The organism is Methylobacterium sp. AC315 (assembly GCF_979253755.1).
This window is the reverse complement of record NZ_CEEDEA010000003.1, coordinates 73,507-100,440: the sequence shown is the minus strand read 5'-3', so window position 1 is coordinate 100,440 and position 26,934 is coordinate 73,507. Positions and strand designations below refer to the sequence as shown.

At 65.8% G+C, this 26,934-nt stretch carries 29 protein-coding genes and 1 pseudogene; 23 read left to right on the top strand and 7 right to left on the bottom strand.

Translation table 11 applies throughout. The annotated features are described in order from the left end of the window. The first annotated feature begins 738 nt into the window (after positions 1-738). From AC0IY0_RS05665 to AC0IY0_RS05605, 13 genes are all read left to right on the top strand, one after another. Complete coding sequence (locus AC0IY0_RS05665) at positions 739-948, top strand: Flp family type IVb pilin (RefSeq protein ID WP_147905938.1); 210 nt, start codon at positions 739-741, stop codon at positions 946-948. Continuing rightward, positions 945-1,481, top strand: a complete 537-nt coding sequence (locus tag AC0IY0_RS05660; RefSeq protein WP_471763273.1) for an A24 family peptidase — start codon at positions 945-947, stop codon at positions 1,479-1,481. Before AC0IY0_RS05665 ends, AC0IY0_RS05660 begins: the two co-directional genes overlap by 4 nt. 24 nt (positions 1,482-1,505) lie before the next feature. Further along, a complete protein-coding gene (cpaB, locus tag AC0IY0_RS05655; RefSeq protein WP_471763272.1) occupies positions 1,506-2,459 on the top strand; it encodes a Flp pilus assembly protein CpaB in 954 nt (317 codons plus the stop codon). A gap of 80 nt (positions 2,460-2,539) precedes the next feature. After that, positions 2,540-3,976, top strand: a complete 1,437-nt coding sequence (locus AC0IY0_RS05650; RefSeq protein WP_471763271.1) for a type II and III secretion system protein family protein — start codon at positions 2,540-2,542, stop codon at positions 3,974-3,976. 41 nt (positions 3,977-4,017) lie between these two features. Then, positions 4,018-4,653, top strand: a complete 636-nt coding sequence (locus AC0IY0_RS05645; RefSeq protein ID WP_471763270.1) for a CpaD family pilus assembly lipoprotein — start codon at positions 4,018-4,020, stop codon at positions 4,651-4,653. Between the two features lie 13 nt (positions 4,654-4,666). Further along, positions 4,667-5,881: an AAA family ATPase gene (locus AC0IY0_RS05640; RefSeq protein WP_471763269.1), complete on the top strand. Its 1,215-nt coding sequence runs from the start codon at positions 4,667-4,669 to the stop codon at positions 5,879-5,881. Positions 5,882-5,894: 13 nt separating this feature from the next. Further along, on the top strand, positions 5,895-7,235 hold the full coding sequence (locus AC0IY0_RS05635; protein WP_147905944.1) for a CpaF family protein: 1,341 nt from the start codon (positions 5,895-5,897) through the stop codon (positions 7,233-7,235). Between the two features lie 2 nt (positions 7,236-7,237). Further along, positions 7,238-8,212, top strand: a complete 975-nt coding sequence (locus tag AC0IY0_RS05630; protein ID WP_471763268.1) for a type II secretion system F family protein — start codon at positions 7,238-7,240, stop codon at positions 8,210-8,212. Beyond that, positions 8,209-9,168, top strand: coding sequence for a type II secretion system F family protein (locus tag AC0IY0_RS05625; protein ID WP_471763267.1), 960 nt, complete (start codon positions 8,209-8,211; stop codon positions 9,166-9,168). The genes AC0IY0_RS05630 and AC0IY0_RS05625 overlap by 4 nt, the downstream gene beginning before the upstream one ends. Positions 9,169-9,269: 101 nt before the next feature. After that, positions 9,270-10,082, top strand: a complete 813-nt coding sequence (locus AC0IY0_RS05620; protein WP_471763266.1) for a hypothetical protein — start codon at positions 9,270-9,272, stop codon at positions 10,080-10,082. Further along, complete coding sequence (locus AC0IY0_RS05615) at positions 10,079-10,579, top strand: hypothetical protein (RefSeq protein WP_471763265.1); 501 nt, start codon at positions 10,079-10,081, stop codon at positions 10,577-10,579. Before AC0IY0_RS05620 ends, AC0IY0_RS05615 begins: the two co-directional genes overlap by 4 nt. After that, positions 10,576-11,154, top strand: a complete 579-nt coding sequence (locus tag AC0IY0_RS05610; RefSeq protein ID WP_471763264.1) for a TadE/TadG family type IV pilus assembly protein — start codon at positions 10,576-10,578, stop codon at positions 11,152-11,154. The genes AC0IY0_RS05615 and AC0IY0_RS05610 overlap by 4 nt, the downstream gene beginning before the upstream one ends. Positions 11,155-11,222: 68 nt before the next feature. Further along, positions 11,223-12,863, top strand: coding sequence for a pilus assembly protein TadG-related protein (locus tag AC0IY0_RS05605; protein ID WP_471763263.1), 1,641 nt, complete (start codon positions 11,223-11,225; stop codon positions 12,861-12,863). Between the two features lie 102 nt (positions 12,864-12,965). Here AC0IY0_RS05605 and AC0IY0_RS05600 read toward each other — a convergent pair whose 3' ends face one another. The 4 genes and pseudogenes from AC0IY0_RS05600 to AC0IY0_RS05585 all read right to left on the bottom strand — a co-directional run bounded on the left by AC0IY0_RS05600 (position 12,966) and on the right by AC0IY0_RS05585 (position 15,907). Continuing rightward, a complete protein-coding gene (locus AC0IY0_RS05600) occupies positions 12,966-13,865 on the bottom strand; it encodes a prepilin peptidase (RefSeq protein WP_471763262.1) in 900 nt (299 codons plus the stop codon). Between the two features lie 214 nt (positions 13,866-14,079). After that, a pseudogene (locus AC0IY0_RS05595) lies at positions 14,080-14,307 on the bottom strand (integrase core domain-containing protein); the annotation flags it as partial. A gap of 217 nt (positions 14,308-14,524) precedes the next feature. Then, the gene (locus AC0IY0_RS05590; RefSeq protein ID WP_187278475.1) at positions 14,525-14,698 is read right to left on the bottom strand and encodes a hypothetical protein; all 174 of its coding nucleotides are present in this window, start codon (positions 14,696-14,698) and stop codon (positions 14,525-14,527) included. 444 nt (positions 14,699-15,142) lie between these two features. Beyond that, positions 15,143-15,907, bottom strand: a complete 765-nt coding sequence (locus AC0IY0_RS05585) for a L,D-transpeptidase (RefSeq protein ID WP_147905951.1) — start codon at positions 15,905-15,907, stop codon at positions 15,143-15,145. 290 nt (positions 15,908-16,197) lie between these two features. Here AC0IY0_RS05585 and AC0IY0_RS05580 point away from each other — a divergent pair, with 290 nt between their 5' ends. The 6 genes from AC0IY0_RS05580 (at position 16,198) to AC0IY0_RS05555 (ending at position 21,559) form a co-directional block, all read left to right on the top strand. Beyond that, positions 16,198-16,914, top strand: coding sequence for a protein phosphatase CheZ (locus AC0IY0_RS05580; protein ID WP_147905952.1), 717 nt, complete (start codon positions 16,198-16,200; stop codon positions 16,912-16,914). Between the two features lie 245 nt (positions 16,915-17,159). Beyond that, positions 17,160-19,226: an excinuclease ABC subunit UvrC gene (gene uvrC / locus AC0IY0_RS05575; protein ID WP_147905953.1), complete on the top strand. Its 2,067-nt coding sequence runs from the start codon at positions 17,160-17,162 to the stop codon at positions 19,224-19,226. Between the two features lie 73 nt (positions 19,227-19,299). Next, on the top strand, positions 19,300-19,899 hold the full coding sequence (gene pgsA, locus AC0IY0_RS05570) for a CDP-diacylglycerol--glycerol-3-phosphate 3-phosphatidyltransferase (protein WP_187193748.1): 600 nt from the start codon (positions 19,300-19,302) through the stop codon (positions 19,897-19,899). 38 nt (positions 19,900-19,937) lie between these two features. Next, the gene (gene moaD / locus AC0IY0_RS05565) at positions 19,938-20,189 is read left to right on the top strand and encodes a molybdopterin converting factor subunit 1 (RefSeq protein ID WP_147853871.1); all 252 of its coding nucleotides are present in this window, start codon (positions 19,938-19,940) and stop codon (positions 20,187-20,189) included. A 266-nt stretch (positions 20,190-20,455) separates the two neighbouring features. Then, positions 20,456-20,686 carry a hypothetical protein gene (locus AC0IY0_RS05560; RefSeq protein ID WP_147905954.1) on the top strand — a complete coding sequence of 77 codons (231 nt, stop codon included), beginning with the start codon at positions 20,456-20,458 and terminating at the stop codon, positions 20,684-20,686. 174 nt (positions 20,687-20,860) lie between these two features. Beyond that, on the top strand, positions 20,861-21,559 hold the full coding sequence (locus AC0IY0_RS05555; RefSeq protein ID WP_147939910.1) for a ribonuclease activity regulator RraA: 699 nt from the start codon (positions 20,861-20,863) through the stop codon (positions 21,557-21,559). 77 nt (positions 21,560-21,636) lie between these two features. Here the strand turns inward: AC0IY0_RS05555 and AC0IY0_RS05550 are convergent, their stop codons facing one another. Further along, positions 21,637-22,659, bottom strand: a complete 1,023-nt coding sequence (locus tag AC0IY0_RS05550; protein ID WP_471763458.1) for an MDR family NADP-dependent oxidoreductase — start codon at positions 22,657-22,659, stop codon at positions 21,637-21,639. 208 nt (positions 22,660-22,867) lie between these two features. Here AC0IY0_RS05550 and AC0IY0_RS05545 point away from each other — a divergent pair, with 208 nt between their 5' ends. Then, entirely contained in the window at positions 22,868-23,455 is a 588-nt protein-coding gene (locus AC0IY0_RS05545) for a TetR/AcrR family transcriptional regulator (RefSeq protein WP_246692478.1), read from the top strand. 348 nt (positions 23,456-23,803) lie between these two features. Continuing rightward, the gene (locus AC0IY0_RS05540; protein ID WP_471763261.1) at positions 23,804-24,706 is read left to right on the top strand and encodes a DMT family transporter; all 903 of its coding nucleotides are present in this window, start codon (positions 23,804-23,806) and stop codon (positions 24,704-24,706) included. A gap of 37 nt (positions 24,707-24,743) precedes the next feature. On the opposite strand, the gene AC0IY0_RS05535 is transcribed toward AC0IY0_RS05540, so the two are convergent. Further along, the gene (locus AC0IY0_RS05535) at positions 24,744-25,517 is read right to left on the bottom strand and encodes an SDR family NAD(P)-dependent oxidoreductase (protein WP_471763260.1); all 774 of its coding nucleotides are present in this window, start codon (positions 25,515-25,517) and stop codon (positions 24,744-24,746) included. A 180-nt stretch (positions 25,518-25,697) separates the two neighbouring features. Here AC0IY0_RS05535 and AC0IY0_RS05530 point away from each other — a divergent pair, with 180 nt between their 5' ends. Further along, entirely contained in the window at positions 25,698-26,117 is a 420-nt protein-coding gene (locus tag AC0IY0_RS05530) for a flagellar biosynthesis repressor FlbT (RefSeq protein WP_147939914.1), read from the top strand. A 31-nt stretch (positions 26,118-26,148) separates the two neighbouring features. Here the strand turns inward: AC0IY0_RS05530 and flaF are convergent, their stop codons facing one another. After that, positions 26,149-26,520, bottom strand: coding sequence for a flagellar biosynthesis regulator FlaF (flaF, locus tag AC0IY0_RS05525; protein ID WP_147939915.1), 372 nt, complete (start codon positions 26,518-26,520; stop codon positions 26,149-26,151). Between the two features lie 168 nt (positions 26,521-26,688). Between flaF and AC0IY0_RS05520 the strand changes: the two genes are divergently transcribed. Continuing rightward, complete coding sequence (locus tag AC0IY0_RS05520; RefSeq protein ID WP_147856648.1) at positions 26,689-26,931, top strand: hypothetical protein; 243 nt, start codon at positions 26,689-26,691, stop codon at positions 26,929-26,931. The last annotated feature ends 3 nt before the right edge of the window (positions 26,932-26,934 follow it).

Below are 26,934 nucleotides of genomic sequence, written 5' to 3'. Positions count from 1 at the left end.
CATTCTTTGGAGACCGTCCCGGCCCGTAGCTCGCGGCTGATGCGCCGTGCTCCGTCGCGTCTCCGCGCCCCAACGGCGCGAGGGTTGCGTCGCACTGCTCGACCCTGCCGGGCCCTGAAAGGCGCGATCTATCGAGACAATTAAATGTCGCGCCGTGCGTTCGCACGGCGCGGAAATCATGATCCATCGTCACAGATCCGAAGTTCGACGCAATATCGCATGTGATTTACAGCAAGACGTCGCGCAACATTTCTACTGCCCGCCACGGTCAGCACTCATAGCCACTTGCGCGCATAGGTTCAAGCTATTTGTTCGAGATTTATCTTCTTTTACTGTGAACTTAGACCAATTACAGAGAGAAATTATAAGTCTTAGTGCTAAAAAGTTGGACTTAACCCTCTAATAAAGACAGAAATATCACGTCCAATCGACGTCTAAGTCTGGCAATTCAGAGTCCGACCCCAAGTCGGAGCGACTATTTCAGTTATCGGTTCGGCTCGTCCATGCGAAGGCCATCCAATGCGCGCGACACGGCGCCGGACGACGTCGAGCCGGCCTTGCAAGAGGCCCCCCGTTTGCGGAGCGCGCTAACCCCGTATGGGATGGAGTGTTCCCATCATGAAGCATTCTTAATGAATGGTCCGTTGCTGTGGGACGAGACGGGATCCTATGACGTTGCAAATGTACGCGGCCCCTAAGCAACCGCAAGCATTTGGATGGATCCCGGGATTTTTTATCATGATGCGTTCCGTAAAAGCGTTTGTGCGCGACGAAAGCGGCGTGACAGCCATCGAGTACGGGATTCTAGCGGCCTCGATGGCCGCCGCGATTGCCGTCATCTTCAGTCAGGACGGCGTGTTCGTGAAGGCGCTGAACACACGCTTCCAACAGATCGCGGACCAGATCACGAAGACCGGAGGCACCGCGAGCTCCTCTAAGCCGCAATGAGGATCCCACTGGGGCTGGTGTTGCCTCTGCTGCTCTGGGCGGCATTGGGCGACCTGCTCTACCGGAAGATCGACAACCGGCTCGTCGTCGCCCTGGGTGTCATGTGGTTGGCGATGGTCGGCAGCGGCGGTCTTCAACAGAGCGACAGCGCATCCGGCGCGATCTGGCAGATCCTTCAGACCGTGCTCGGCGCGAGCGCTGTCATCGGCATCGGCTTCATCCTGTTCTGCCGCGGCCATGTCGGGGCCGGCGATGTCAAGTTAACCGCTGGGCTCTGCTTGTGGGTCGGAGCTGATCGACAGGTTTTCTTCGTCCTGACGACGTCCCTGTTCGGCGGCGCCCTGGTCGTGGCGATGCCGATCCTGAGCGCCGCCGAGACGGCCCTGGCTCTCCTCTGGATGTCCGGCACCCGCCGGGTCCCGGCGCTGGGATCCATGGGCACGCCGCACTGCCTGTCCGGCCAACCCATCCGCGGCCTCCCCTATGCCCTCGCCATCGTGGCCGGAGCACTTGTGACCCTGACCGCACCTTAGCTCTGTGCCCCGGTAAAACGCCCGATGAAAAAGAACTCTTTCTTCCTGCTGGCTGGAGCCATCGTACTCGCGGTCGGCGTGGCGTTGCTGGCCCGCATCCTGCTGACGCCCCCGCCGCCTCCGCCGCCGGTTGTCTCGTTGCCGGAAGAGCAGCCCGCGCGCGTGGAACCAGTCGCGCCGCCGGTCAGCCACCGGAACGCCGTCCTGACGGTCGTCAGCGGCCTTCGGCCCGGTGATTTCATCGATGGGTCGAGCCTCGAATGGAACGAGGTCGACGCGGAGCCGAGCCGCAGCCTCTTCTTCATCAAGGGGGTGGACACCATCGACGCGCTGTATGGCGCGACCGTCCGCCAGCCTGTCCAGAGTGGCCAAGCGCTGAGCGTCGGCCTCGTCGTCCGCCAGAGCGATCCCGGCTTTCTCGCGGCGATTCTCAGGCCCGGCATGCGGGCGGTGTCGGTCCCGACCAACCTGGTCGAGAGTAATTTCGGGCTGGTCTCCTCCGGCGACCATGTCGATGTGATCCTGGCCCTGAAGCGTGGGGACGCCGCCGCAGGGAAGACCCAGACCCCGAACGCGCCGCACCTGGCGGCCCAGACGATCCTGCACGCCGTGCGGGTCCTCGCTCTCAACAACCGGGTCCGCGGCGAGATGCAGGTGCGCCCGGACGACGGAGCCAAGAAGGCCGGCGACGATCGTGGCGGCGGCGAGGTCGGCGCCAACGTCCAGACCGTCACCCTGGAGGTCTCTTCCGCCGATGCCGAGAAGCTCGCCCTCGCCAAGGAGATCGGCAGCCTGCAGCTGGCGCTGATCCCGGCCCGCGAGGTCGACCAACCCGGAACAGCCGCCGCTCGGGGCGTGACTACCCTGCGCGCCACCACCGACCTCTACGACACCGTCGCCCCGACTTGGAGCGGCTCCGTCAGCGTCCAGGCTTTCCGCGGCAAAGCCATCGAAACGCTCACCGTCAACGCCCGGTAAGACGACCTGTTCGCGGCTGAAAAGACTGTCCCATGATCCGTATGACGAAGCAGCTCAGAGCTGCCGGCCGGTGTTTGGCCGTGACCCTGCTCATCTTCTGCACACCCGTCTGGGCGCAGACCTATCCCGCCCCGTCGAGCGGCAAGAAGCACCGGCCCTCGCTCTCGGCGGTCTCGGAAGTCGCGACCTCGCAGGATGTCGAACTGCTCGTCAAACAGGGGCGGCTGCTGCAACTGCCGGGCATAGCCTCCAAGATCATGGTCGCCGATCCGAAGGTGGCGAGCTTCCAGGTCTCGTCGCCCAGCAGCGTCTTCGTGTTCGGCGAAGGCGCCGGTACCACCAGCCTGTACGCCATGGATGCCGCCGACAACGTGATCGCAGCCATGCGGCTGGTCGTGACGTTCGATCTGGCTCAGCTGCGCAAGCAAGTCGAGGCCGAGGTCCCGGGGACACATGTCGAGATCGTCCCGGCGGGCGACAAAGCCCTGATCGTACGGGGATCCGTGAAGACCCCGATCAACGCCCGCCAAGTCATGAGCACGATCAGCGCCGCCATCGGCGCGCCCGACGAGGGGGGTGGCAAGGGTGGTGGCGGCGGTGGCGGCGGCGGCGGCGGCACTACCGGCCAGAACGGCGAATCCGTCCCGCGGCTGATCAACCAGCTCAGCGTACGGCTCTCGTCACAGATCAATATCCGGGTCCGGGTCGTCGAGGTGTCCCGCCGACTGTCGCATCAGCTCGGGCTGAACTGGGACTCGGTGTTGAACGACGGCAAGTTCCGCATCGCCACCGGGGGTTTTTCGACACTGTTCAGCGCCGCCAAAGCGGGCGGCGCTGTCGGACCGAAAGTCGTGAACCTGCCCTCCGCACACCTGATCCGTGAGCCGAACACCTTCGGCTACACCGCCAGCGGCCTGACCGGCGTCCTCAACGCCCTGAACCAGGAGGGGCTGGCCACGCTGCTGGCCGAGCCGAATCTGACCGCGATGTCCGGCGAGACGGCCAGCTTCGCCGCCGGCGGCGAAGTCCCTGTCGTGGTCATCACCAACAACAACGTCAACATCGACTACAAGTCCTATGGCGTGATCATGCGCATGACGCCGACACTGCTGTCTCCCAACCGGATCAGCCTGCGCATCGCCCCCGAAGTGAGCGATCTCTCCAAGGACGGGGCCGTGACCCTGGATACGGGATCGACCATTCCCGCCTTCAAGGTTCGCCGGGCCGAGACCACCATCGAGCTGGCGAGTGGGCAGAGCTTTGCCCTGGCCGGCATGCTCAGCAACCGCCACACGCAACAGGTGGACGGGCTTCCGGGCTTCGACCGCGTGCCGTTGATCGGGCAGATGTTCGAGACCGACACCAGCAATCAGGAGGGCGTGGAGCTCGTCATCCTGGCGACCGCCTACGTGGTCGAGCCCACCAAGGACGGCGCCCTGCAGACGCCGGGCAAGGGCTTGCCCAGCCTGGACGAACGGTCGCTTCCTGCCAGCGCGCGCGCGGGCTTTGTCTACTGATGAGATCCGCGCAGATGCTCAATCGTCCGTGTCTTGCCCTGTTGCTCGCCGGCGTGGCGGTGGCCTTGCCGTCCTGCGCCAGGGAGATCAACGAGATCCGGTCCGAGAAGTATATCGGGCAGCCTCAACGACCGGTCGCGGTCACGCCGTCGGTGGTTACCCTGCCCCTGCGGACGACCGCCGACGGACGGCGGTTGGATCCGGGATCCGTGGTCGATCTCACCGCCGCGCTTGAGAGCCAGGGCCGGTTGAGCCGGCAGGCGATCACGTTGGTGCCGCGCACCAGCCGCGGGCAGACGATCGCGCGCCGTCTCGGTCGGACGCTGATCGAGCGCGGGTTGCCGTCGTCCGGGCTTCACCTCGACCGCTCCGCCCGTCGGGGCGAGGCGCAGGGCGCCGAGGATCTCACCCTCATCTCGGAAGCCGTGATCGTCCGCGTGCCGGATTGCGCGATCGCCGATCCGACCATCTGGACCGTGTCGCCCTTTACGGCAGTCGGGTCTCTCGGCTGCGCCAATCGCGCCAACCTGGCCAGCATGGTCAGTGACCCGCGGGACCTGATCAGCTCGCAGGAGCTCGCCGCCGGCGACGGTATTCAGGCCAGTGAATCCGTAAAACGCTATCATACGGACAATGTTCGCGAACTCGCCAGAGACACCAACTTCAAGTCAAAGTGAGCCGAGCGATCTGATGAGCGATTCACGCGCCATACAAGCTGCCGACGAAGGCCAGGCGGTTCTTGGAACGGCGGTTTTCATGGCCGAGGCCGCCGACGTCACCGAGTTCTCTGCGCTGCTGAGGCGGTTGGGGAACGATGATTCCAAGGTCATGCCCGGGGGCTGCGCGGCCGCCATCCCGTGGTGCTCCCATCAGCGCGCGAGCGTCGTGATCGTCGACATCGATCGCGAGCCGGCGCCCCTTGCCACGATTGCGGACCTCGCCACGCATTGCGAGCCGACCTGCAGCATCATCGCCCTGGGTAGCCACACCGATATCGATCTCTACCGCGCGCTCCTGCACGGCGGGGTCCTCGATTACCTGCAGAAGCCGGTCCGGCTCGATCTGCTCGCCACCGCCCTGGAGCGCGCCCGCAACGGCGTCTCCTCCGATTCCGCCCGGCTCGGCCGGAGCATCGCCGTGACCGCCTGCGCCGGCGGACTCGGCGCCAGCTGCGTGACGGCCGGCTTGGCCCTGCTCCTGTCCACGGATCGACATATACCGGTGGCGGTCGTCGACTTCGATCGGCGCAAGGGCGAACAGGGGCTGCTCCTGGGGGTCGATCCGGCGGCCGGGCTGGAAGTGGCGCTCGCCACGCGCCCGATCGACCCGCATCTGCTCGAACGCGCCATGGTCCGGGTCAATCCCCGGCTCAAGCTGCTCGCGCAGGAGCCGACGTGGACGGACCTCGCGGCGGACAGCGACCACCTTCTGACGCTGGGCGCGAACCTGTGCCAACTGCTCAATCAGGTCATCTGGGATCTCCCGGCCGGATGGCCGAACGGATCTCTGGAGGTCCTGCGCCATGCCGAGATCCGCGTGCTGCTAATCGAGCTGACGCTCCAAAGCGCGCGCACGGCGCGGCAGATGCTGGAGAAGATCGGCGACGAGAGCGACGGCCAGCGGCTTCTCCTCGTCCACAATCCCAGCCATGGCGCCAACGGCAGTATCCCGCAGGCGCAATTCGAAGAGTATGTCGGGCGAAAGATGGATTTCGCGTTGCCGTATGCCGGCAACACGTTGCGGGATGGCCTTCTGCACGGCCCCCTCGACCTGGAGCGCAGCCCGGCCCTGCGCCAGGGCCTGCTCGACCTCGCCGACCTGATCTGCGGCCTGAAGCCCCGGCACGCGGCCCATCGCGGCCTGCTCGGCCGGCTGAGACAGGCCATCTGCCGGCGTGCCGCGTGAGGAGGCCTGTCCGATGCTGATCCGCAAATCATCCCCGGCGCCTGCCCATCGCGGCGGCGTGCCCGTGGTGCCGGACGATATGCCCAAGGCGGTGCGCAACCAGCAGGCGCCAAAGGTCGAGACGCCGGTCTCGGTCAATCGGCGCATCCTGCGGGATTACGTCTACGACCAGATCGATCCGCTCAAGGCGGCGGCCATGGGGCGGGACAAGCTCCAGGCCCAGATCGAGACGCTGATCCGCCGAATCTGCGACGAGAGGCGCGTGCAGGTCTCGCGCAACGAGGAAGAACATGTCGCGGCGGAACTGCTGGATGAAATGCTCGGCATCGGGCCGATCCAGCCGCTCCTGTCCGACGACTCGATCAACGATATCCTGGTCAACGGTGCCGGCCAGATCTTCATCGAACGCTTCGGGAAGCTGGAGCTGACCCCGATCACCTTCCTGGACGAGGAGCACGTATTCAACACGGCTCAGAGGATCGCCTCGGCCGCCGGGCGCCGCATCGACGAGGCGACGCCGATGGTGGACGCCCGCCTGGCCGACGGCAGCCGCGTGAACATCATCACGTTTCCCCTGGCGATCGACGGCACCACCATCTCGATCCGCAAGTTCATGCGGCGCAACCTGACACTCGAATCGCTGGCGGGGCGCAACGCGCTGTCTCCGGACATGGTCGAGGTGCTGGATCGCGCGATGCGAGCCAAGCAGAACATCGTCGTCTCGGGCGGGACCGGCGCCGGCAAGACCACCCTGCTCAACGCCCTGTCCCAGAAGATCGACAGTTCCGATCGCATCATCACGATCGAGGACGCCGCGGAACTGCAACTGCAGCAAAGGCACGTGGTCCGGTTGGAGACGCGCCCGGTCAGCGCCGAGGGGACCGGCAAGGTCGATCAGCGCGACCTGGTCAGGAATGCGCTGCGCATGCGCCCGGACCGTATCATCCTCGGCGAGGTCCGCGGTGCCGAGAGCTTCGACATGCTCCAGGCCATGAACACCGGCCACGACGGCTCGCTGTGTACGGTCCACGCCAACAGCCCCCGCGACGCCGTCATGCGCCTCGAGAACATGGTCATGATGGCCAGTGGCCAGCTCTCGCAGGAGGCGATCCGCCGGCAGATCTCCAGCGCCGTCAACCTGATCATCCAGGTGGAGCGCCAGCGGGACGGGATGCGCCGCATCGTCTCGATCACCGAGGTGTGCGGGATGGAGAACGACGTCATCCAGACCCAGGAAATCTTCGCCTTCAAGATCCGCGCAATCGACAGCGCCGGCATGCTGGTCGGCGACTTCGTCCCGTCAGGACAGCGGCCGCACTTCTACACCGCGCACGCGCACCTGTTCGGAGCTTGATCGTGGGCGGGGTTCTGGATCTCCTGACGCTGTTGGTATTCCTGTGCACGCTCTGCGCGTTCTACGGGGTTCTGGGCCTGAGCAAGCGACGCCAGCTGGCGTCTCTCAGCGCCCGACGGCTGTCGGAGTTCGGCCGGGCGCCCGTGGCTTCGGAACGGATCGAGCGCCGCGTCCTCCTGCGCCATGCGCCCCGGATCCCGCTGGCGCAGGTGCCGCTGGTGGGCCGGGTGACGGAGTGGCTCTGGACCTCGATCGGCCAAGTGGAGTGGCAGCACACGCTGGCGCTTCGCATGGCGATCATCGGTCTCGCGTCGCTCCTGCTCGGCGTGATGCTGGGCGGCAAGACGCCCGTCCCGCTGCTGGCCTCGCCCCTGTTCAGCCTCGCCATCGCGCTGGCGGCGTTCTTCCTGGTGCTGCGCCGGGCCCTGGGCAAGTGGCACGCGGCGCTGCGCCGAAGCCTGCCGGAGGCGATCGACGCCATCACCCGCACGTGCCGGGCCGGCGTGCCGGTCGGCAACGCCTTCGCGATGGTGACCGACAATCTGCGCGGCCCGCTGGTCGGCGAGTTCCAGTTGATCGACCAGTGGCTGCGCCTCGGCGTGCCGCTGCGCCGGGTGATGCAGGATTCGGCAAAGCGTGTGCCGCTGCCGGAATACCGGTTCTTCGCGGTCATCCTGATCATCAACCAGGAATCCGGCGGACGCCTCGGCGAGACCCTGGACCGCTTGGCCCAGACCCTGCGCGATCGTCAGGAACTGCAGATGAAGATCCTGGCCAAGACCTCCGAGGCGCGCGCCTCCGCCAAGATCGTCGCGGCGCTGGTGCCGGGCATGATGGGCTACATGTACGTCAACGCCCCGGCCGATTTCCAGTTTCTGTTCAGCGATCCGACCGGAACGAAAGTCCTCACCTACGTCGTGATCAGCGTCTGCCTCGGACTGACCATCGTTCATCTCATGGTGAGGCGCCTCCGATGAACCAGGCGTCCGTGTCCTTTGCGGTCGGGATCCTGCTGATCGGGGTCGGTCTGCTCCTGTTCGGCCTGCATGCTCGCAGTAACCAGAACGTCCTGTTCAAGCGCCTGGGCGCTGCGCCGATGAAGGCGGCGGCGTCCGGCGCGGCGGTGTCGGGGATCACGCGCGTCACGACGGGGAACCTGACCCCGTCCCTGCTCAGTCTCCGCGCGCTGGCCGGATCGCTCGGGCAGCGTCTCTCCGGCACCGCCCATGATCGGAAGCAGTTGCGCAGGGTGCTCAACATGGCCGGGATTCGCGCCGAGGAGAGCCTCGGATTGCTGATGCTGGCCAAGTACGGCAACGGCGCGCTGTTCGCCTCCGTGATGCTGTTCGGCATCCTCGACGCGCGCGGGCGCTTCGGGATGCTCGGCCTCGCCGGAGGGCTGATCGCGCTGTTCGTCGGCACCCTGCTCCCTGAGGCGTGGCTCAAATGGCGGGCGGCCCAGCGCGGCGGCGTGCTGGCACGCAGCGTACCGGACGGGCTGGACCTGATGGTGATCTGCGCCGAGGCGGGCTTGCCCCTCGAACGGATCCTTCAGGTCGTCTCCAAGGAACTGACGCTGGCCTCGCCGGAACTGGCCGACGAGCTGCGCTACACGTTCGCCGAACTGCAGATCCTGGGCGACCGGTCCCGCGCGTTCGCGAACCTGGCCGAGCGGTGCAGCGTGGCCGAGGTCGAGACCCTGGTCTCCGTCCTGCTCCAGGCCGAGCGCTACGGCACGCCGCTGTCGCAGGCCCTGCGGACGATCTCCGAGGAGAGCCGCAAGATGTCGATGCTCAGTCTGGAGGAACGGGCCGGGAAGCTGCCCGCCCAGATGAGTCTGCCACTGATGGTTCTGATCCTGCCGCCGATCATCGCGATGATGGCCGCGCCCGCGATGATCCGGCTGATCCGCGTCCTTCTTGTGACCTCCTAGTAGCACCCACTTTCTCACGCCAATTGACCCCGGAGATCATGTTGCGACCTCTCTCATTCCGATCGTTGCATGTCTTCGGGCTCGCCGCGTGCCTGTTTGCCATGACCGGATGCGTCGATCTGCAATCCTCGGCGGCGGGCTTCTCCCTTGGCGGGCCGTCCGGCACCGCGGCGGAATCGCTGCGGCTGGCGCGCCTGCTGCGCGACAACGACCGTCTGGCGGCCGCCGCTGACATCTACGCGACCATGGACAAGAAGGGCGAACTCGGTCCCCGTGAGGTTCTGGAATATGCCAGCGTCTCCGGGGCGATCCATCCGCCCCAGGACGCCTTGCCGCTCTACGTGCGGGCCGAACAGCAATTGTCCTCCGACGGCCGGACGCTGGGGGCGGACGAGCGCCTGGCCGTCTGCCTGGGCATCGGTCGCGGTCGGCTCGCGCTGAACCAGCTCGACGACGCCGTCGCCTCGTTCAATTGCGCTCTGGCCTTAGACGAGGCCAACATCGCCGCCCTCAACGGCCTGGGCGTGGCGCTGACCGCCCAGGGGCATTTGGCGGACGGCAACCAGACGCTGACCAGGGCGCTGGATCTCGATCCGTCGAACGTGGCCGTCCAGAACAACCTGGCACTCGGCAAGCTCGCCGCCGGCGACTCCAAGGGGGCGATCGCGCTGCTGAACACCGAGGAGGCGCGCGCCAACCCGACCTTGGTGCTGAACCTGGCCCTGGCCTACCTGCTGCAGGGCAACGAGGCCCAGGCGCGCCGCGCGCTGGAGGCGAATTTCTCGAACATCAAGACCGCTGGATTGGTGAAGAGCCTCCAGCAGCTGGCCGGCCGCCTGCGCGCGGGTCAGCGCAACCCGGCCGTGTTCCTGGCGGCGAGCCTGCGCCCGCTCTCCCTGGAAACCCAGCCGTGAGCCGGCCACGCATCGCCCCCGCGGCCGCACGCCAGGAGGGAGTCGTGGCCATCGAGGCCGTCTTCCTGATGCCCGCGGTGTTGGCCGGGGCGCTGATGCTGTTCGAGATCGTCCGGATGGCGCTGATCGTCGTCATCGGCACCCTGGCGCTCGAAACGAGCCTGAACACCCTGCGTCTAGCCGTCAGCCCGCCCCTCAACGACAGGGCTTTCGTGCAGCAGGTCGTCACGTTGGGCATGGTGGTCGCGTCCTACGGATGTCTGAGCCCCGGCGATGTCAGGGTGAAAGTCGAGGCTTATCCGGGTCTCGGCGAATTCGGCCTCGGCATCGGCGGACAGGGCAGTGCGACCAAGATCCCGATCGTCGTGGTCGACGTGAACTTGGAGCTGGACTGGATCACGCCCGTGCCGAACCTTGTCGGTTTCGGAGGCCAGTTCACGCATCGGTACCATCAGGTCCTGGGTAACCTCTACGGATCGGCGCAAATTCGGCCATGACCCGCCGCATGTCGGACCGCCAGCGCGGCAATGTCGCCCTCGAGGCAATCCTGATCTTCCCCACCCTTCTAACGATCGTATTCATCGCCCAGGACCTCTTCCTTATCTCGCGGGCCCGCGCCGACCTGGAACGCAGCGTCGCGACGCTGTCGACCATCCTCGCCAGCCAGGACAACCTGACCGCCCCGGGCTTGAAGCGGCTGGCGACCGAGGTGCTGCAGGGGAGCAATGGCCGCTACGACCTCGTCGTCGGTCAAGTCTGGCGCAACGGTCAGGTCGCCTGGGGTTTACCGCTGGAACCGGTCAACGGCCTGTGCGCGAACCCGCTCAAGAAGGACGCGTCCTACCCGGGCTCGTTGCCGGACCAGGACCCGAAGGACGACACCAAGCAGGTCGGCTTGTTCGTGGTGCAGGGATGCCAGGACAGCGGCGCCCTGGGCTTGAGCCAACTCGTGCTCGGCAGCGGCGTGCTCAAGACGGTCTCCGTCAACCGCATGCGCAATCCAGATCTGCAATTGGATGCCGAATTGAGGCAGCGGGCTGGCCTGCCGCCGCCCGACAAAACCGCGAATTAACGAGCTGCCGAACGTCGAGCCGGCATCGTTCGCAAGCTTCTGCCTGGTTACCGAGTGAGTCACGCGCCATGAAACACTGTCTTCGACCTGGAGCATCATCCCGCGGCTTCGGCCGGTGCCGCAACAACCGGACGTCCCAAGACGGCGCCGTCGCCCCGATGATGGTACTGGCCTTGATCAGCGGACTGATCGTCGTCGGCTTCGCGGTCGACACCTTGCGGATGACCAGTGATGCCAGCCAGCTCAAGCGCGCCACCGATGCGGCGGCTCTGGCGATCGGCCGCGAATATCTTCGCAGTGACAAACAATTCGACGTGGTGAGCCAGACGCTGGCACGGGATTACGTCCGCGCCAATCTCGGACTCGACTCGGAGTTGAGGGAGACGCTAGGCGATGTTCACGTCATCAGGGCCCGCAACGCCAGCGACGACGCCACCTTCGAGGTCACGGCCCAGTTCACCAGCAAGGCGGCCCTCAGCGGCAATCCGGCCCAGACCATCACGGTGCGCTCGAAGGTAGAGGCGCATGTCGCGTTTACGGAGGTGGCGCTGGTGCTGCCTGCGTTCTTGAATATTACGCCTGAATCCGCGGCAGCGATGGCTCGGATCAGCCAGAATTTTGCGGAATCGATAATTCGCAACGATGGGCATGTGTTCATGTCTGTCGTGCCCCACGATCAAAAGGTCAATGTCTATGACACCAGGGATCCGGGTCGACTCGCGAAATGGGCAAAGCCAGAGGCATCCAATCCAAAAGAACTGGAAGATTTCTTCAAAGACACCGGCATCAAGTCGCTTGCGTCGCCGGACATGCCCGATCTGCGTAGCCAGCGCATCTGTTTACTGCGCGGGCTGGACCTGAATGACAATTATTTTTGGGATCAGGCACCATCCAATCAATTCTACATCGGATATTGGTGGCCCGACACCTTGGCTAACGCACCGCCCAACTCTCCATCCAAATTCTGGCAAGGTCGGTACCGCGATGCCTATAGTCCGGAAGAATGCCCAAGCGAAGGGTCGGAAGAGGCTGTCGATGAACGCGTGATCGTTGCCGATAAGGGATGTCCCCTTTCATCAATATTACCATTGACGAATAATATTGATGAAATCAAACAAGAACTTAACACTATAAAAGGTAATATTATAACCTTTGAGGGCAGAGATGCCGGCAATCCTAATTACGGATTTGCCATGGGATGGGCGGCCATGACACTCGCGCCTTCCTTTCGCGGTCGTGCTGGCTGGGGTGGCTCTCCAAATATTCCATTCGACTTCGACCAAGGGAATGACGCTCACCAAAAAGTCATCATATCGTTTATCAAAACAACACCTGATAATTTCTTTTCAGATTCCGATTTGAGCGTTAAATACACAGGCTGCAAACTCACAAGTGGGATTGGCGTAAATTATATCACGGACCGCTACAAAAGTTTATGCAAAAGTCTCCGCGAGAAGAAAATCCGGTCATATTTTCTCGTCATGGGGCCGGATGAGACCGATGGTATGTTCGAGAAACCTTTAGAGAAATCGCGAAAATTTCGCGGCGTTGCTCAGAAAGGATTTGAGATTTGCACTGAGAAAAAATCCGACATCAGATACTTCAGAGGAAGAGGTTTTAACGAGGTCGAGTCTTCCATGCAAACGCATTTGGTTACGATCGCGAGCGAGCTCAAGCAACGCGGCAGCTTCGTCCGCCTCGTCCAATGATGGAAGTGTTCGCTGCTATCGGCTATGCCGTTTCATCGTAACGGAGCCCAGTTGGTCAGGAACGACCCGAACATTGTCCCATATCGTGCTGCCACTGACGTCTCATACAGGTGCACGTACAAGCAGCAACCAGCCGGCCGCGGCCATGTAGGTGCCGTAGGGAAGTTCTCGCGGGACGCGACGCCGCGACCCACTCAGCGTCGCCACAAGGGTGGCTGCCAGCGCGAGGCCGGCCGCGATCTGCGTGAGGGGCAGGAGCGCCTGCCATCCGAGCCAAGCTCCCAACGCGGCCATGAGCTTGAGGTCGCCCGCGCCGATCCCGGTTTTGCCGACGGCGAGCCGGTAGGCGCGCGCGAGCAGCCATAGGCTGCCGTAGCCGACGATGACCCCGAGGAGCGCCGCGCGCGGCGGGGCGAAGAGTCCGGCCAGGTTGACCAGGAGGCCCGATCCCATCAGCGGCAGGACGAGGACGTCCGGCAGGAGGTGATGGTCCCAGTCGATGAACGCCAGGGCGATCAAGATTGCCGTGGCCGCCAGCCCAGGCAGAAGCCGGATATCGAGGCCGAGGCGCGCGGCCAGCAGAGCGAAGGCCAGGCCGCAGACCCATTGCACGAGCCGTCGGCGCCGGCTGCGAGATCGAGCCCCCCCCACCCGTGCCGGATCGGCCCGTCCGTCCCCCGGCGAAATGACGGCTGGTTCGTGTCCCGGGGCCGCGTGGACGGTTTGACCGGAGACCGGCGCTCCAACACCTTGGACTCGGCCCCACGACGGCCCTTGCTGCCGCAGGATGTCGCCCCGGGCGGCAAGAGAGCCGACCCCGGAGGGATCGTCATGAGGCGATCCATCTTCGGCCTCTTTCCAGGCCTGCTTCATCGCCGCAGGAAGCAGCTCGATTACATCGTCGACATGTCCGCCGATCAGAAGGCCTGCGGTCAAGCCTGCAATGATCGTAATCACAAATTCGAAACCGATTGTAATGTTATTTGAAATCAGATCGGTCATCTTCATATTCTACGCACATCGATTGACCAAAGTGTAGCTTAGAATCAGCATTTCAACGCCGATATCAGTATCGGTTACGTTTTGGAATCCGCGACATATTCCGCAATCCTGGTAATTTTCGGTACGAATAATCAGTTTCCACATCAACGGGCTGGACCTCCGCTAAGCTTTATGAATCACCGGTGCAAAAATAGCTTCGCCTGTGGCTTGCGGCTTATTCAGATTTTCGGGCGGAGACAACTTGGTTTGCGAACGCTCGGAGCGTCCTTCCGCCGAGGGCTGTGTGCGGCCGGTCCTCGCTGACGTAGTGCCTCCGTTCACCGATGCGCTCCCGGGCGTCGGCCGGCGACATAATCCATAAGGCGTTCAGCAATTCCGCCCCGAGCCGACCGTCGACCCGCGCGATGTAAGCGATGTCGTTCGGCTTTCCCGATCGAAAGAATGTCTGGGTCCGCGATATGGTGCGGCGGATCGAGCCTGAAGCGTTTGGGCTCTTTCGTCCAAGTTTGGCGGATGACGTCGTAGGGCGTGGCGCCGTGTTGGGGGCTCAGGCTGGCGGCTGCAGTTGTAGCCGTCCACCCAAAGCATACAGGTGCACCGCGCCGGGTTTTTCGGGGGCCATTTGGTCTGGGCCAGGCGGCCAAGATTGGCAGCCCGGCCTAGGCCTCGTGGCGCGCTACCGCCTCGTCGGGAGGGAAACTGCCGATGGGTTCGAGCCGACGGCGGGTATCGCACCAGTCGACCCGTTCGCAGGTGTCGATCTCAATGACCTCGGATGACTGCCACCGCTTACGCCGAAGGCTCACCTCGACCTTGAACGGCCCGTCGATCATCTCTGTCGGCGCGTTGTCGTAGCTATCGGCGGCGGCGCCGACGGACGGCTCGACACCGGCCTTGGCGAGCCGCTCGGTGTAGCTCAGCGCAAGGGATCCCGAGCCCCTTTCGCTGTAATGTACGAGGCCCCCGCCCTGGATGGACCGACGCGCGTGCAGGGCCGGGGTCCAAGGCGTGGAGCATCATGCGCTGGATATGGACCGTCAGAGCCGTTTCACGTCTGGCCTATGCCGGTAGCCTGCCGGAACCGGCACACCATGCGGCCTGGGCACGGTACGCCGACGACGCGATAAGCAGTACATTGCAGATCGCCTCGACCCTAGCAGTTCCTCACGCCATCTCATTCTCGTTTTCTAAAGCCTCGAGAGAACCAACAAACTCAGTCGATCAGTGCAGACGAGTTTTTTTGCTCTTCTTAGCAGTATTCCCGCGCTTGCAACCCATCACAGAACCTCCACCCGAGTCCCCACCGGCACCCGATCGTAGAGATCCATGACATCCTCGTTCATCATGCGGATGCAGCCCGAGGAGACCGATTGGCCGATCGTGCCCGGCTCGTTGGTGCCGTGGATGCGGTAGAGCGAGGAGCCGAGATAGAGCGCCCGCGCGCCCAGCGGGTTCTCCGGGCCGCCCGCCATGTGCCGTGGCAGGTCGGGACGGCGGGCGAGCATCTCCGCCGGCGGCGTCCAGTCCGGCCACTCGGCCTTGCGGCTGACGGTCTTGAGGCCGCTCCAGGCAAAGCCCGGTCGCCCCACACCAATCCCGTAGCGCAGCGCCCGCTGCCCTTGCTGGACGAGGTAGAGGTGCCGACTTGTCGTATCGATTACGATCGTCCCGGGCCGCTGCGACCCGGTGAAAGCGACCTCCTGGCGCCGGTATTCCGGGCCGACCTCTCGCGCGATGCGGCCCGGATCCGCCTGTGGTGCGCCATAGGCCTGCGGGGGCAGGACCTGCCGCGGCACGTCCTGCAGAGGCTCCGGTTCGGCGGGCAGCAGCTCGCCGGAATAGGCCGCGACACGCTGCGGAGCCGCATCGCGCTGCGGACGGCTCCGGCCCCCTCCCCCGGCCTGCCCGGTCATGAGGTACTCGATCAGGCCGCCGCCATACCCGCCGCCTTCGGCGTAGCGTGACTGCTGCGCGGAAACCGGGGCGGACAGCGTCGCGGTCGCCAGGACCGCACACAAAGCCAGACGGACCGAACCACGCATCGTGGATGCTTCCTGCAGGAGGGCTGACGGCCCCGATTCGCGCTATGATCCACCCGCATCCGCGCGTTCCGGTGAATCAACATGGTGAATCGGCCCGCCGGCCCGGCGCCCTCCCCGGCCGGGCGAGATTAGCGTGAATCGCTAGTAAATCGCTCCGGCTCACAACCTTCGATAGGTCGAACGGGGGCGCCGGACAGGAATCGCCGGCCGGCAAGCTTGGCAGTCACAGTCCGCTAACTGATTGTGGTAGACAGTTCGAACGACCGATCCTGAAGGCTCACGCCCCGCCGATGACCCAGAAGCGCTATCGCATCGAAGACAGCCTCGGGCTTCCCGCGGTTTTACCCATCGCTCCTGATCCAGGCGTCTCGAACGAGCGGCTGGACGAGATCCTGAGCGCGATCATGGATCTGCGCCGCATCACCCAGATGAGTGCCGACGAGACGATCGAGACGTGCCGCCGCGAGCTGCACGACGCCCTGGCGATGCGGTCCGAACTCGACCTGATGAAGGAGGCGATCACCCGGACCAAGTCCGAGCTGGCGACGCTCCACCGCTCGGAGAACAGCGGCAAGGGCATGCGCCGGGCGGCCGACGAACTCGACGCGGTGGTCGAATCGACCGAGCGCGCCACGACGCAGCTGCTCAACGCGGTCGAGGAGATCGAGGCGAATGCCGGCATGCTCTACACGGCGAACCTGCCGCCGGGCATGAAGCAGCACGTCGACATCATCCAGGAGCGGGTGATCTCGGCTTACGAGGCCTGCAACTTCCAGGATCTGACAGGCCAGCGGATCAACAAGATCGTCGGCGTGATGAAGTTCATCGAGGAGCACCTCGACCGGCTGATCGCCGCCTGGACGCAGCTCGACAGCTTCCGCGATCTCATCACCGTCATGCCGGTCTCGACCGCGATGGACGACGAGAGCAGCCTGCTCAACGGGCCGAAGCTCGACGACGATCCGGGGCATGTCGACCAGAACGACATCGACTCGCTGTTCGACTGAGACGGCCGGGCGGCCTTGAGCGCTCGCCGCCGAGATTGATACCGGCACGGCGTCGGCCAGCGCGCTGGATCGCGGATTCAGTGGCGCGTCGTGCCGGATACCGGAACCGGCACGACGCGGCCTCCTCGATCCGCCGCGTCGTTTTCCGAAAGCCGGCGGCCACGGTTCGGCACGAGGCTCCAGGCGCGGCAATTTTGTCGCCGGACCCGGTGCCGCTCGGCGCCGGGAACGCTTAGATCTGCGGTATGAACCGCAGAGCCCTCTCAGACCTGCCCCCCGACACCTTCGACGACGGCCGCGACGCCGAGCGCGAGGAGAGCGCCGGCGAGTCCGAGGCCGCGCTGTCCGCCGAGGATGCGCCCGAGATCGATTTCGATTTCGACCCGGGCGCGGTCCAGGCCGGCACCGAGGTGATCCGCCGGTTCTGGTCGACGCTGCCGCACTCGCCCGGCGTCTACCGGATGTTCGACCACCGGGGCGACGTCCTCTACGTCGGCAAGGCCAAGAACCTGAAGGCGCGGGTCGGCTCCTACGCGCGGGGTCAGGCGCACTCGAACCGCATCGCCCGGATGATCTCGCAGACGGCGGCGATGGAGTTCGTCACCACCGCCACCGAGACCGAGGCGCTGCTCCTCGAAGCCAACCTGATCAAGCAGCTGAAGCCGCGCTTCAACGTCCTGATGCGGGACGACAAGTCGTTCCCGTACATCCTGGTCACCTCCGACGGCCCTGCGCCGCAGATCGTGAAGCACCGCGGCGCGCGGCGACGGAAGGGCAATTACTACGGCCCGTTCGCAAGCGTCTGGGCGGTCAACCGGACGGTCAACGCGCTGCAGCGTGCCTTCCTGCTGCGCACCTGCACGGACAGCTACTACGAGAACCGCAGCCGGCCCTGCCTGCTCTATCAGATCAAGCGCTGCTCCGGCCCCTGCACCGGGGAGATCGGCACCGACGACTACGCCGCCATGGCGGATGCGGCCCGGGCGTTCCTGGCGGGCAAGTCCAACGCCGTGAAGGACCGGATGCGCGCGGAGATGCAGGAGGCGTCCGAGGCTTTGGAATTCGAGCGCGCTGCCCGTTACCGGGACCGGATCGCCGCGCTCTCGGCGATCCAGGGGGTGCAGGGGGTCAACACCCAGGGCGTCGAGGAAGCCGATGTCTTCGCCCTTGACGAGCAGGCGGGCCAGTTCTGCATCGAGGTGTTCTTCTTCCGCAACTTCCAGAACTGGGGCAACCGCGCCTACTTCCCGAAGGCCGACCGGACCATGACCCCCGAGGAGGTGCTCGGCTCGTTCATCAGCCAGTTCTACGACGACAAGCCCGCGCCCCGCACGGTGCTGACCAGCCACCCGATCGAGGATGCCGAGCTGGTCGCGGCCGCGCTTTCGAGCCGGGTCGATTATCGCGTCGAGATCCACCGGCCGAGCCGCAGCGAGCGGAGGAACCTCGTCGAGTACGCCCAGCGCAACGCCAAGGAGGCGCTCGCCCGGCGGCTGGCCGACACCGCCTCGCAGGGCAAGCTGCTCACCGCCCTGGGGCAGGCGTTCGGCATGGACCGGACGCCGCGGCGGATCGAGGTCTACGACAACTCCCACATCATGGGTACGAATGCGGTGGGCGGGATGATCGTCGCCGGGCCGACTGGGTTCATGAAGACGCATTACCGCACGTTCAACATCAAGTCGGAGGAACTCACCCCGGGGGACGATTACGGCATGATGCGGGAGGTCCTGCAGCGGCGGTTCAAGCGCCTGGTCAAGGAGGCGCCGCGCACCGAGCGCGAGGCTGCGGCGGCAGGCGCCGAGGACGGCGTTCCGGAGCTTCCCCCCGTGCCCGCGGAGGATGGCGAGGTGTTTCCCGCCTGGCCGGATCTGGTGCTCATCGACGGCGGCAAGGGTCAGCTCGACGCCGCACGCACAGCGCTCGACGAGATCGGCGTGACGGATGTCCCGCTGATCGGCATCGCCAAGGGGCGCGACCGCGATGCAGGGCGCGAGACGTTTTTCGTGCCCGGCCGGCCGCCGTTCAAGCTTCCGCCGCGCGACCCGACGCTCTACTTCGTACAGCGGCTGCGAGACGAGGCCCACCGCTTCGCCATCGGCAGCCACAGGGCCAAGCGCAAGCGTGAGATGGTGAAGAATCCCTTGGACGAGATTGCCGGCATCGGCCCCAGCCGCAAACGCGCGCTGCTGCATCATTTCGGAACCGTGAAGGCGATCGAGCGCGCCGCGTTCGAGGACCTGGCCAAGACCCCCGGGGTGAACGCCGCCACCGCGCGCGCCGTCTATGATTTCTTCCATGCCGGCGCCTGAGGATCCCGCCGTCACGGCCGTGCCCGCGGCCGAGACGTTGACGCCCGGGCCCGGCTCTGATTTCACCCCGGCGATGAACACCGTCCTTCCCCGACGACGGTCCCCAGCCTGGACGCTCGCGAATTGCCTGACCTACGGGCGCCTCGTCGCGGTGCCGGTGATGGTCGCGTTGCTGTTCTGGCCCGACTCGCACACCGCGCGTTGGACCGCGCTCGGCGTCTTCGTGGCGGCGGCGATCACCGACTATCTCGATGGCTATGTCGCGCGGACCTACCACCAGAGTTCCGCGCTCGGCCGGATGCTCGATCCGATCGCTGACAAGCTGCTGGTCTCGGCCTGCCTGCTGATGCTGGCTGCCGACCATACCATCGTCGGCTCGTCGGTCTGGGCGGCGATCGTGATCCTGTGCCGGGAGGTGCTGGTCTCCGGCCTGCGCGAGTACCTCGCCGAGCTGAAGGTCGGGGTTCCCGTCAGCAAGATCGCCAAGTGGAAGACCACGGTGCAGCTCGTGGCGCTCGGCTTCCTGGTGGCCGGGCCCGCGGGCGAGCGGGTCCTGCCCGGTACGGAGCCGATCGGCCTCGCGCTTCTCTGGATCGCGGCCGCCCTCACGCTCTGGACCGGCTGGGACTATATGAGGGCCGGGATCAAGCATGTGATCGACGACCCGCGCTGAACGCACGGTCGCCGATCCCCTTCCGGCACGGTGTTGCGATGAAGCTCGTCTATTTCGCCTGGGTCCGCGAGCGAATCGGCCGCGCCGAGGAGGAGCTGGCGCCGCCGCCTGAGGTCGCCACCGTCACCGATCTGGTCGCCTGGCTGCGTGGCCGCGGCGAAGAATACGCCTATGCGTTCGAAGATCCGGGGGTGGTCCGGGCGGCCATCGACCGGACCCATGCCAAGCCGGACGCTCAGATCGCGGGTGCCGCCGAGATCGCGTTCTTCCCGCCGATGACCGGCGGCTGAGCGCCCGGCACGTAGTCCACCGGTCTTGAATGCGTGCGCGTCCCGGGGTTTTTTGAGGGCGTCGCTCCGGCTGTGTTTCAAGCCGAACGACGCGTGGGCCGAGCCGCGTTCGCTTACGGGTTCGGCCCGCTTTCCGGCCTCGTCCGCCCGTCGGATCGCCGACGTTCGGCCGCTGCGGCAAGGCCTGACCCGTCCACCACAAATTGCGGAACGCTCAAGCTGGAGACGCCGTTACTCGGGACCGATATCGGGACCGGAGTTTTCGTATGCGCCAGATGTTCCTCGCCACCGCCGCCCTGTTCAGCCTCGGCGCCGCCGCCCAAGCCCAGACCACCGTGATCGAGCGCGACCGGCCCGCCGTCGTGGTCGATCGTCCGGCCTCCGAGTCCAAGTCCGTGACCGTTCACGATCACGGCGACGGCTGCGTCACCAAGACGGTGCGCAAGGAGAACGACATGGGTGATTCCAAGACCGTGAAGAAGGAGTCCTGCGATTGATTCGAATCCCGACCTGGGCGCCCCCAACCTGAGGGTTGGCTTCGCCATCGGGTCGCGTGTTCGGAAAGAACGCAGCGGAACAGTAACTTAGAGCTGTACCCGATCGGATCATGATCGGGTACAGCTCCTCGGCGGGGACCGACACGGGTCGCCCCAGCCGAGAAGGATATGCGGATGTCGAGCGACGCTCAGGTCGTCGAGGTGCTCTCGAAGGTCACCACCGCCACCATCACGACGATCCTGCTGAAGAAGGGTCTTCGCAACGTCTGGCTGCGTGGCACCCGGCCGCTGCGGCCCGGCCAGCCCCGGATCGTCGGCCGGGCCTTCACGCTGCGGTTCGTCCCGGCCCGCGAGGATCTCGCCACGCCGGAATCGTGGTCGTCCCCGACCTCCACACGGGCGGCGATCGAGGCGATGCCCGCGGGCTGCATCGCGGTGGTGGATGCGTTGGGCGTGACCGACGCCGGCATCTTCGGCGACATCCTGTGCGCTCGCATGGCCAAGAAGGGCGTGGCCGCCCTGGTCACCGACGGTGTGGTGCGCGACGTCGCGGGCGTCCTGGGGACCGGATTGCCGGTCTGGTGCCAGGGCGCAGCGGCTCCGCCCTCCGTGGCCGGCCTGACCTTCGTGGCCTGGCAGCAGCCGATCGCCTGTGGCGGCGTCGCCGTGTTCCCCGATGACGTGATCGTGGTGGATGAGGACGGCGCCGTGCTGATCCCGGCCGCGCTCATCGAGACGGTGCTGGAACTCGCCCCCGAACAGGAGCGGTTCGAGGGCTGGCTGATGGAGGAGGTCGGCAAGGGCGCCGCGCTTCCGGGCCTCTACCCGCCGAATGCCGAGAACAAGGCACGCTACGAGGCCAGCAAGGGCTGATTGCCGGCTGACGACCGACCGCGCCTCCCACCCCATGGCATCGGGGGACGCCCCGAGACGGGGGCACGGTCTCCCGGTCACAGCTCCACCAGAACGATCCCCTTGAGCCGGCCTTCGCAGGCGTCGTGCAAGGCGCGCGGCGCCTGCTCCAGCCCGGTCACCGTCGTGCCGGCGAAATGGAGCCCTGCGTCGCGCTGCCAGGCGATCCAGTCCGGGAACGCCGCGGCGCTGTCGCGATCGGCACTGTAGCCTCGCAGGGTGACGCCCCTGAGGATCAGCTGGAACGTGTCCAGCTCCACCGGCGCGCGGATGCTGGCACCTGCAGCGTTCAGCTCGGCGGTCAAAGCGCCGAGCAGGACGAACCGCGCACCGTCGCGCGCGGCCCGTGCGGCAGCTGCCAGCTGCTCGCCGCCGACCATGTCGACGAACACGTCCACGCCGTCCGGCGCCGCCGCCCTTAGCTGATCCGCGATGGGACCCGCGTGGCGCAGGATCACCGCGTCATAGCCGAGCTCGGCCGTCATCCAATCGGCTTTGCCCTGGGTGCTGGTCCTGCCGATCACCCGCGTCGCGCCGAGCTTGCGGGCGATCTGGCCGGCCATCGATCCGATCGCACCCGCACCGCTCGACACGAACACCGTGTCGCCCGGGCGGACTGTGACGCCCCGTGTCAGGGCCGCGTAGGCCGTCCAGCCATGGCCGAGATACGCCGCCGGCTCGGTCGGTGCCGGAACAAGGGCGACGCACCGCCCGGCATCGACGACCGCGTAGTCCCGCCACCCGAGGGGATGCGAGACGTACGTGCCGACCGCAAACCCGCTCCCGGGCTGGCTGGCGATGACCTCGCCGATTGCGCCGTCCGCGAGCGTATCGCCGGGCTTCAGCGCGGGAAACGGAATGCCCTCGACCGCCTGCGCATCCGGGTTGGCCATGAGCCGGGTCGAAATGGAGATCCGGAAGCAGCGATTGCGGACCACAAGGTCGTTGGGACCGATGTCCGGCAGGGCCGTTTCCACGACGGCCATATCGCGCGGCTGGATCATCTCGCCGGGATACGTCCGCAGTCGGACTTCGCGGCACCGATCGATTGTCCTGTCCATGGCATTTCCCCGGGCGCGATACGCGGATGCCGGGTCCACGCGTGCCGGTCAGCAGCTTGCCGGTCTGCAGCGTGCTGCCTCACTAGCTGTTGACTGGTGGTCAGTCAATTAGGACGACGCCTACATCCGGTGGTGGCCCTTTCCATCCTCGCGATAACCCGTCAGGCAGACGTGAGCGCCCTCCATCCCCGAGACCGCTTCCGTGTCGATGAAGACCAAGCCCCGGACCAGGCCGCCCGAAGAGCGGCGTGAGGATCTGATGAACGCGGCCGGGAGCCTGTTCATCGACCAGGGATTTGCGTCCACCACCATCGAGCAGATCACAACCCGCGCGGGCATGGCGAAGGGCAGCTTCTACCTGCACTTCGCCACCAAGGAGGCCGTGGCCGGAGGTCTGCGCCAACGGTTCGTCGACACCTTGCTCCAAGCCATCACGGCAGAGGTCGAACGCCAGGCCGATGGGGATTGGACTGGCCGGCTGGCCGCTTGGGTCATCGCCTGCAGCAGGGGGTACGCCGCATCCGAGCGCCTGCACGAGATCGTGTTCACCGATGTGCCGCCGCCCAGCCAGGACGGTCTGACCGACAACATCCTGATCGATCATCTCGCGGGATTGCTTCGCGATGGCAGCGCCGCGAAAGCCTGGGCGATCGCGGATGTGCGCTTCACGGCCGCGTTCCTGTTCAACGCGCTCCATGGTGTCGTCCTGGGCGCCGCCAGGACTGGGCGGGCGGACGCGATCGCCTCCCAGCTGGTGGACCATTGCTTCCGGGTCGTCGGCCTCGCACCAGCCTGATCGGGATTTTGTGTGTCTGCGATGAGTGTCTCGGCGGGGATCGACGCTCCGTTCGGCTACCGCTGAGTCCCGTAAGGACACCTATGAGCCGGATGACGGAGCGATCTTTTACGCACCCTTGCAAGACACCGATAACTTCCGCCGATAGCAGTATTAAAAATCCAGATCACATGCCAGACAGGTAATTTCCTATGTCGATGATGGTCTTAATTATGTAAATTTATATTGCCTAAACAAGATCGATCGCCTGGTTCAGCAGCAAGAACCGTGATGCATTCCGTCGAAATGTGACTTCACGTGCGGGTCGATGCTTGGAGATCCACCATGCCGCACGCAGGAAAACGATCGATGTCCGCGCCCGAATGGGCGATGCTGATCGGACTCTCCGTTTTGTGGGGCGGTTCCTTCTTCTTCACCGGTATTGCACTCACCGAATTGCCGCCGCTGACCTTCGTCGTCCTGCGCGTCGGGATCGCAGCGCTGATCCTCAACATGGTTCTACCGTTTGCAGGGTTGCGCCTGCCCGGTGGCTGCGCGGTCTGGGCCGCCTTCCTCGGGATGGGCCTGCTGAACAACGTCGTTCCCTTCAGCCTCATCGTCTGGGGTCAGACGCACATCGCGTCCGGCTTCGCCGCCATCCTGAACGCCACGACGCCGCTCTTCACCGTCATCGTCGCCCATCGGCTCACCACAGATGAGCGGATGACCGGCAACCGGTTCTCCGGTGTGCCGGTGGGCCTGGCAGGGGTCGCCACGATGGTCGGGCCCGCGGCTTTCGCGGGATTCGACGCCAGCCTTCTGGCCCAGGTCGCGATCCTCGGGGCCGCCCTGTCGTATGCCTGCGCGGGGGTGTTCGGACGACGCTTCAAGCGGATGGGTATCCCGCCGCTCGCCGTCGCTGCCGGACAGCTCACGGCGGCCGCACTGCTGGTGTTGCCCGTCGCGCTGGTGATCGACCGGCCGTGGACATTGCCGGTCCCCGGTCCATTCGTCTCGGCAGCAATCCTCGGCAGCGCCACGCTGTCGACCGCGCTCGCCTACGTCCTCTATTTCCGGATCCTGGCCAGCGCCGGGGCGACCAACCTGTCGCTGGTCACCTTCCTGGTTCCGGTTTCGGCAATCCTCCTGGGGGCGCTGGTCCTGGGCGAACGCCTGGAACCACGGCACTATCTCGGGATGGCCCTGATCGGATGCGGCCTCGCGGCCATCGACGGGCGCCTCCTGCGCCGCGTTCGCGCAGCCGCGGGATGATGCGCTGAGAGCCGGTCTCAACGCTCTCGCCCGAGCCTCAGCGCCAGCCCGCGTCGATGAAGTAATTGTGGCCCGTGCACATCCGGGCATCGTCGGAGGCGAGGAACAGCACCAGGGCGGCGACGTCGGAGGGTTGGATCCGGCCGTCCAAGCACTGCGAAGCGACGATCTCGGCCTCGCCGTCCGGGGTGTACCAGCGCTCCTGGCGGGGTGTCTGGACATTGCCGGGCACGATCGCGGAGACCCGGATGCCGTCGCGGCCGAGATCCCGGGCCAGCGCCCGTGTCATGCCCTCGATGGCCGCCTTTGCGGTCTGGTAGAGCGGCATGTCGTTGAGCCCGAGGTGCCAGCTGATCGAGCCGAAGTTCAGGATCACGCCGCCGCCCGCCCGGCGCATCGCGGGTACGGTGGCCTGCGCGGCGAAAAACATGTGTCGCAGGTTCACCGCCATCCGGTCGTCCCAGTAGGCGGGCGTCACGTCCGCGAGCTTGTGGCGGTCGTCGTTGCCGGCGTTGTTGACCAGCACGTCGAGGCCGCCGAACGCCGTTTCGGCCTCCGCCACCAGGGAGCGGACGGCCTCGACATCGGTGAGGTCGCAGCGGCGGTAGACAGGCGGGTGTTCGGCCCCAGGTGCGAGCCGCGCGACCAGGGCGTGTGCGGGCTCGTCGGCTATGTCGCAGAACGCGACGCGGGCGCCCTGGGCGACGAAGGCTTCGACCAAACCTTCGCCGATTCCCGAGGCGCCGCCCGTCACAAGCACGCGTTTTCCGCGAAGCGACGGGTAGATGGCACGCGTGGCAGAGGAGGTCATCGGCAATTCTCCGAAGGCTGACGTCTCGCAGACTCACCGAGTCTGCGAACGATCTTCGAAGAGTCCACGCTCGGCACCGTCACGACAAGCCCACCGCGACCGTTCGCCGAACGGCAGCCGTTGTCCAAACGTTAACGCATGCGGAATCAAATCGGCGCGTCTTCTAGAACGGAACACGCGATGCCCCTGCGCTTGGAACTGAAACCGCTCGAGCGGCTGATCATCAACGGCGCGCTGATTCGCAACGGCGACCGACGCTCGACTTTCCTGATCGAGACGCAGTGCAAGTTCCTGCGCGAGAGCGAGATCATCACGGAGAGCGAGGCCGACACGGCCTGCAAGCAGATCCACCTGACCCTGACGGTGATCTACCTGGCAGACGACCCGGCCGCGAGCATCGACCTGTTCTTCCGGCAGGCCGGGGAGCTGATCCGCCTTGCGCCGGCAGCCGCGCCCCAGGTCGCCGCCATCGCGGAGGCGGTCGAGGCGGGCTCGTTCTACCCGGCGATCAAGCTGGGCCGGAAGCTCGTCGAGTGGGAGAGCGCGGCGCTGGCCCAGGCCGCGACGGTCGCGCGGCCAGAGCCCGACACGGCCGCCTGAGCGCGCCTGCCCCCTTCAACTGAGTCCGACTTCAGCGTGGGTTGCCCTGGAGGCCGGCGGCGATCTCGTTGTTGATCCCCACGAGGGTGGCGATCTTCTCCGGGGTCGGCTCGATCATCGTGTCGACGCAGCTGCGCAGCACGAACACGCCCAGGTTGCCGATGCCCTGCTTGATATCGGCCGGCAGCGGGTTCTCGTCGGCGGTCGCCTCGGCGGCCAGGATGGTCCAGACGCGCTGGTTGAACGACAGGGCCTCGTTGAGGCGCTTGGTGTCACCGTCGGCGATTCCCTGGCTGGCGCCGATCAGCTGTTGGGCCGCCTTGAGCAGGACGGCGGATTCGGCTTCGCGCGGGGTTAGGGCGGACCGGGATGTCCGGGCATAGGCGTTGGCGGCGTAGTTCATAGGCGGTCCAGCCCCGTCATCGCACCTGCCACACCGGCGGGCTTGCGTGTAGCTGTCGCAGATCAAGTGTTAAGGCCGCGTGAGCGGCAGGTCCGCCATGTTCCCGCCGGGTTGGACAGTGACCAGAGACTGTGGCCCCACCAAACCGGTCACCGGATCGCTTCAGAAATGCTAAATTTCTTCCTCGGAACCGTCGCCGGCGGCCTGATCGCCGCCGTGCTCACCATCGCGGCGGCCCGTCAGCCGGAGGTCCAGGCGCGGCTCGGGCTGAAGCCGGCCCCCGTCGTCGCGACCCTGGCGGCGGTCGCCAAACCGCGCGAGCCCGATTGCGCCAAGCCGGCCGAGGGGCCCACGGTCGGGACGCGGGACATGCTGTTCAACCGTCAACGGTTCTGGTCGGTCGCGCCGTAGGCT

What these genes read in the sequence shown, in the direction of transcription:
- pgsA (WP_187193748.1), top strand. Translation starts at nt 19,300, where the DNA reads ATGAACACCGTCCTTCCCCGACGACGGTCCCCAGCCTGGACGCTCGCG.
- AC0IY0_RS05530 (WP_147939914.1), top strand. Translation starts at nt 25,698, where the DNA reads ATGCCCCTGCGCTTGGAACTGAAACCGCTCGAGCGGCTGATCATCAAC.
- AC0IY0_RS05555 (WP_147939910.1), top strand. Translation starts at nt 20,861, where the DNA reads ATGTCGAGCGACGCTCAGGTCGTCGAGGTGCTCTCGAAGGTCACCACC.
- AC0IY0_RS05665 (WP_147905938.1), top strand. Translation starts at nt 739, where the DNA reads ATGATGCGTTCCGTAAAAGCGTTTGTGCGCGACGAAAGCGGCGTGACA.
- uvrC (WP_147905953.1), top strand. Translation starts at nt 17,160, where the DNA reads ATGAACCGCAGAGCCCTCTCAGACCTGCCCCCCGACACCTTCGACGAC.
- AC0IY0_RS05560 (WP_147905954.1), top strand. Translation starts at nt 20,456, where the DNA reads ATGCGCCAGATGTTCCTCGCCACCGCCGCCCTGTTCAGCCTCGGCGCC.
- AC0IY0_RS05660 (WP_471763273.1), top strand. Translation starts at nt 945, where the DNA reads ATGAGGATCCCACTGGGGCTGGTGTTGCCTCTGCTGCTCTGGGCGGCA.
- AC0IY0_RS05605 (WP_471763263.1), top strand. Translation starts at nt 11,223, where the DNA reads ATGAAACACTGTCTTCGACCTGGAGCATCATCCCGCGGCTTCGGCCGG.
- AC0IY0_RS05620 (WP_471763266.1), top strand. Translation starts at nt 9,270, where the DNA reads ATGACCGGATGCGTCGATCTGCAATCCTCGGCGGCGGGCTTCTCCCTT.
- AC0IY0_RS05640 (WP_471763269.1), top strand. Translation starts at nt 4,667, where the DNA reads ATGAGCGATTCACGCGCCATACAAGCTGCCGACGAAGGCCAGGCGGTT.
- cpaB (WP_471763272.1), top strand. Translation starts at nt 1,506, where the DNA reads ATGAAAAAGAACTCTTTCTTCCTGCTGGCTGGAGCCATCGTACTCGCG.
- AC0IY0_RS05550 (WP_471763458.1), bottom strand. Translation starts at nt 22,659, where the DNA reads ATGGACAGGACAATCGATCGGTGCCGCGAAGTCCGACTGCGGACGTAT.
- AC0IY0_RS05545 (WP_246692478.1), top strand. Translation starts at nt 22,868, where the DNA reads ATGAAGACCAAGCCCCGGACCAGGCCGCCCGAAGAGCGGCGTGAGGAT.
- moaD (WP_147853871.1), top strand. Translation starts at nt 19,938, where the DNA reads ATGAAGCTCGTCTATTTCGCCTGGGTCCGCGAGCGAATCGGCCGCGCC.
- AC0IY0_RS05600 (WP_471763262.1), bottom strand. Translation starts at nt 13,865, where the DNA reads ATGACCGATCTGATTTCAAATAACATTACAATCGGTTTCGAATTTGTG.
- AC0IY0_RS05540 (WP_471763261.1), top strand. Translation starts at nt 23,804, where the DNA reads ATGTCCGCGCCCGAATGGGCGATGCTGATCGGACTCTCCGTTTTGTGG.
- AC0IY0_RS05585 (WP_147905951.1), bottom strand. Translation starts at nt 15,907, where the DNA reads ATGCGTGGTTCGGTCCGTCTGGCTTTGTGTGCGGTCCTGGCGACCGCG.
- AC0IY0_RS05625 (WP_471763267.1), top strand. Translation starts at nt 8,209, where the DNA reads ATGAACCAGGCGTCCGTGTCCTTTGCGGTCGGGATCCTGCTGATCGGG.
- AC0IY0_RS05535 (WP_471763260.1), bottom strand. Translation starts at nt 25,517, where the DNA reads ATGACCTCCTCTGCCACGCGTGCCATCTACCCGTCGCTTCGCGGAAAA.
- flaF (WP_147939915.1), bottom strand. Translation starts at nt 26,520, where the DNA reads ATGAACTACGCCGCCAACGCCTATGCCCGGACATCCCGGTCCGCCCTA.
- AC0IY0_RS05520 (WP_147856648.1), top strand. Translation starts at nt 26,689, where the DNA reads ATGCTAAATTTCTTCCTCGGAACCGTCGCCGGCGGCCTGATCGCCGCC.
- AC0IY0_RS05590 (WP_187278475.1), bottom strand. Translation starts at nt 14,698, where the DNA reads ATGATCGACGGGCCGTTCAAGGTCGAGGTGAGCCTTCGGCGTAAGCGG.
- AC0IY0_RS05635 (WP_147905944.1), top strand. Translation starts at nt 5,895, where the DNA reads ATGCTGATCCGCAAATCATCCCCGGCGCCTGCCCATCGCGGCGGCGTG.
- AC0IY0_RS05610 (WP_471763264.1), top strand. Translation starts at nt 10,576, where the DNA reads ATGACCCGCCGCATGTCGGACCGCCAGCGCGGCAATGTCGCCCTCGAG.
- AC0IY0_RS05580 (WP_147905952.1), top strand. Translation starts at nt 16,198, where the DNA reads ATGACCCAGAAGCGCTATCGCATCGAAGACAGCCTCGGGCTTCCCGCG.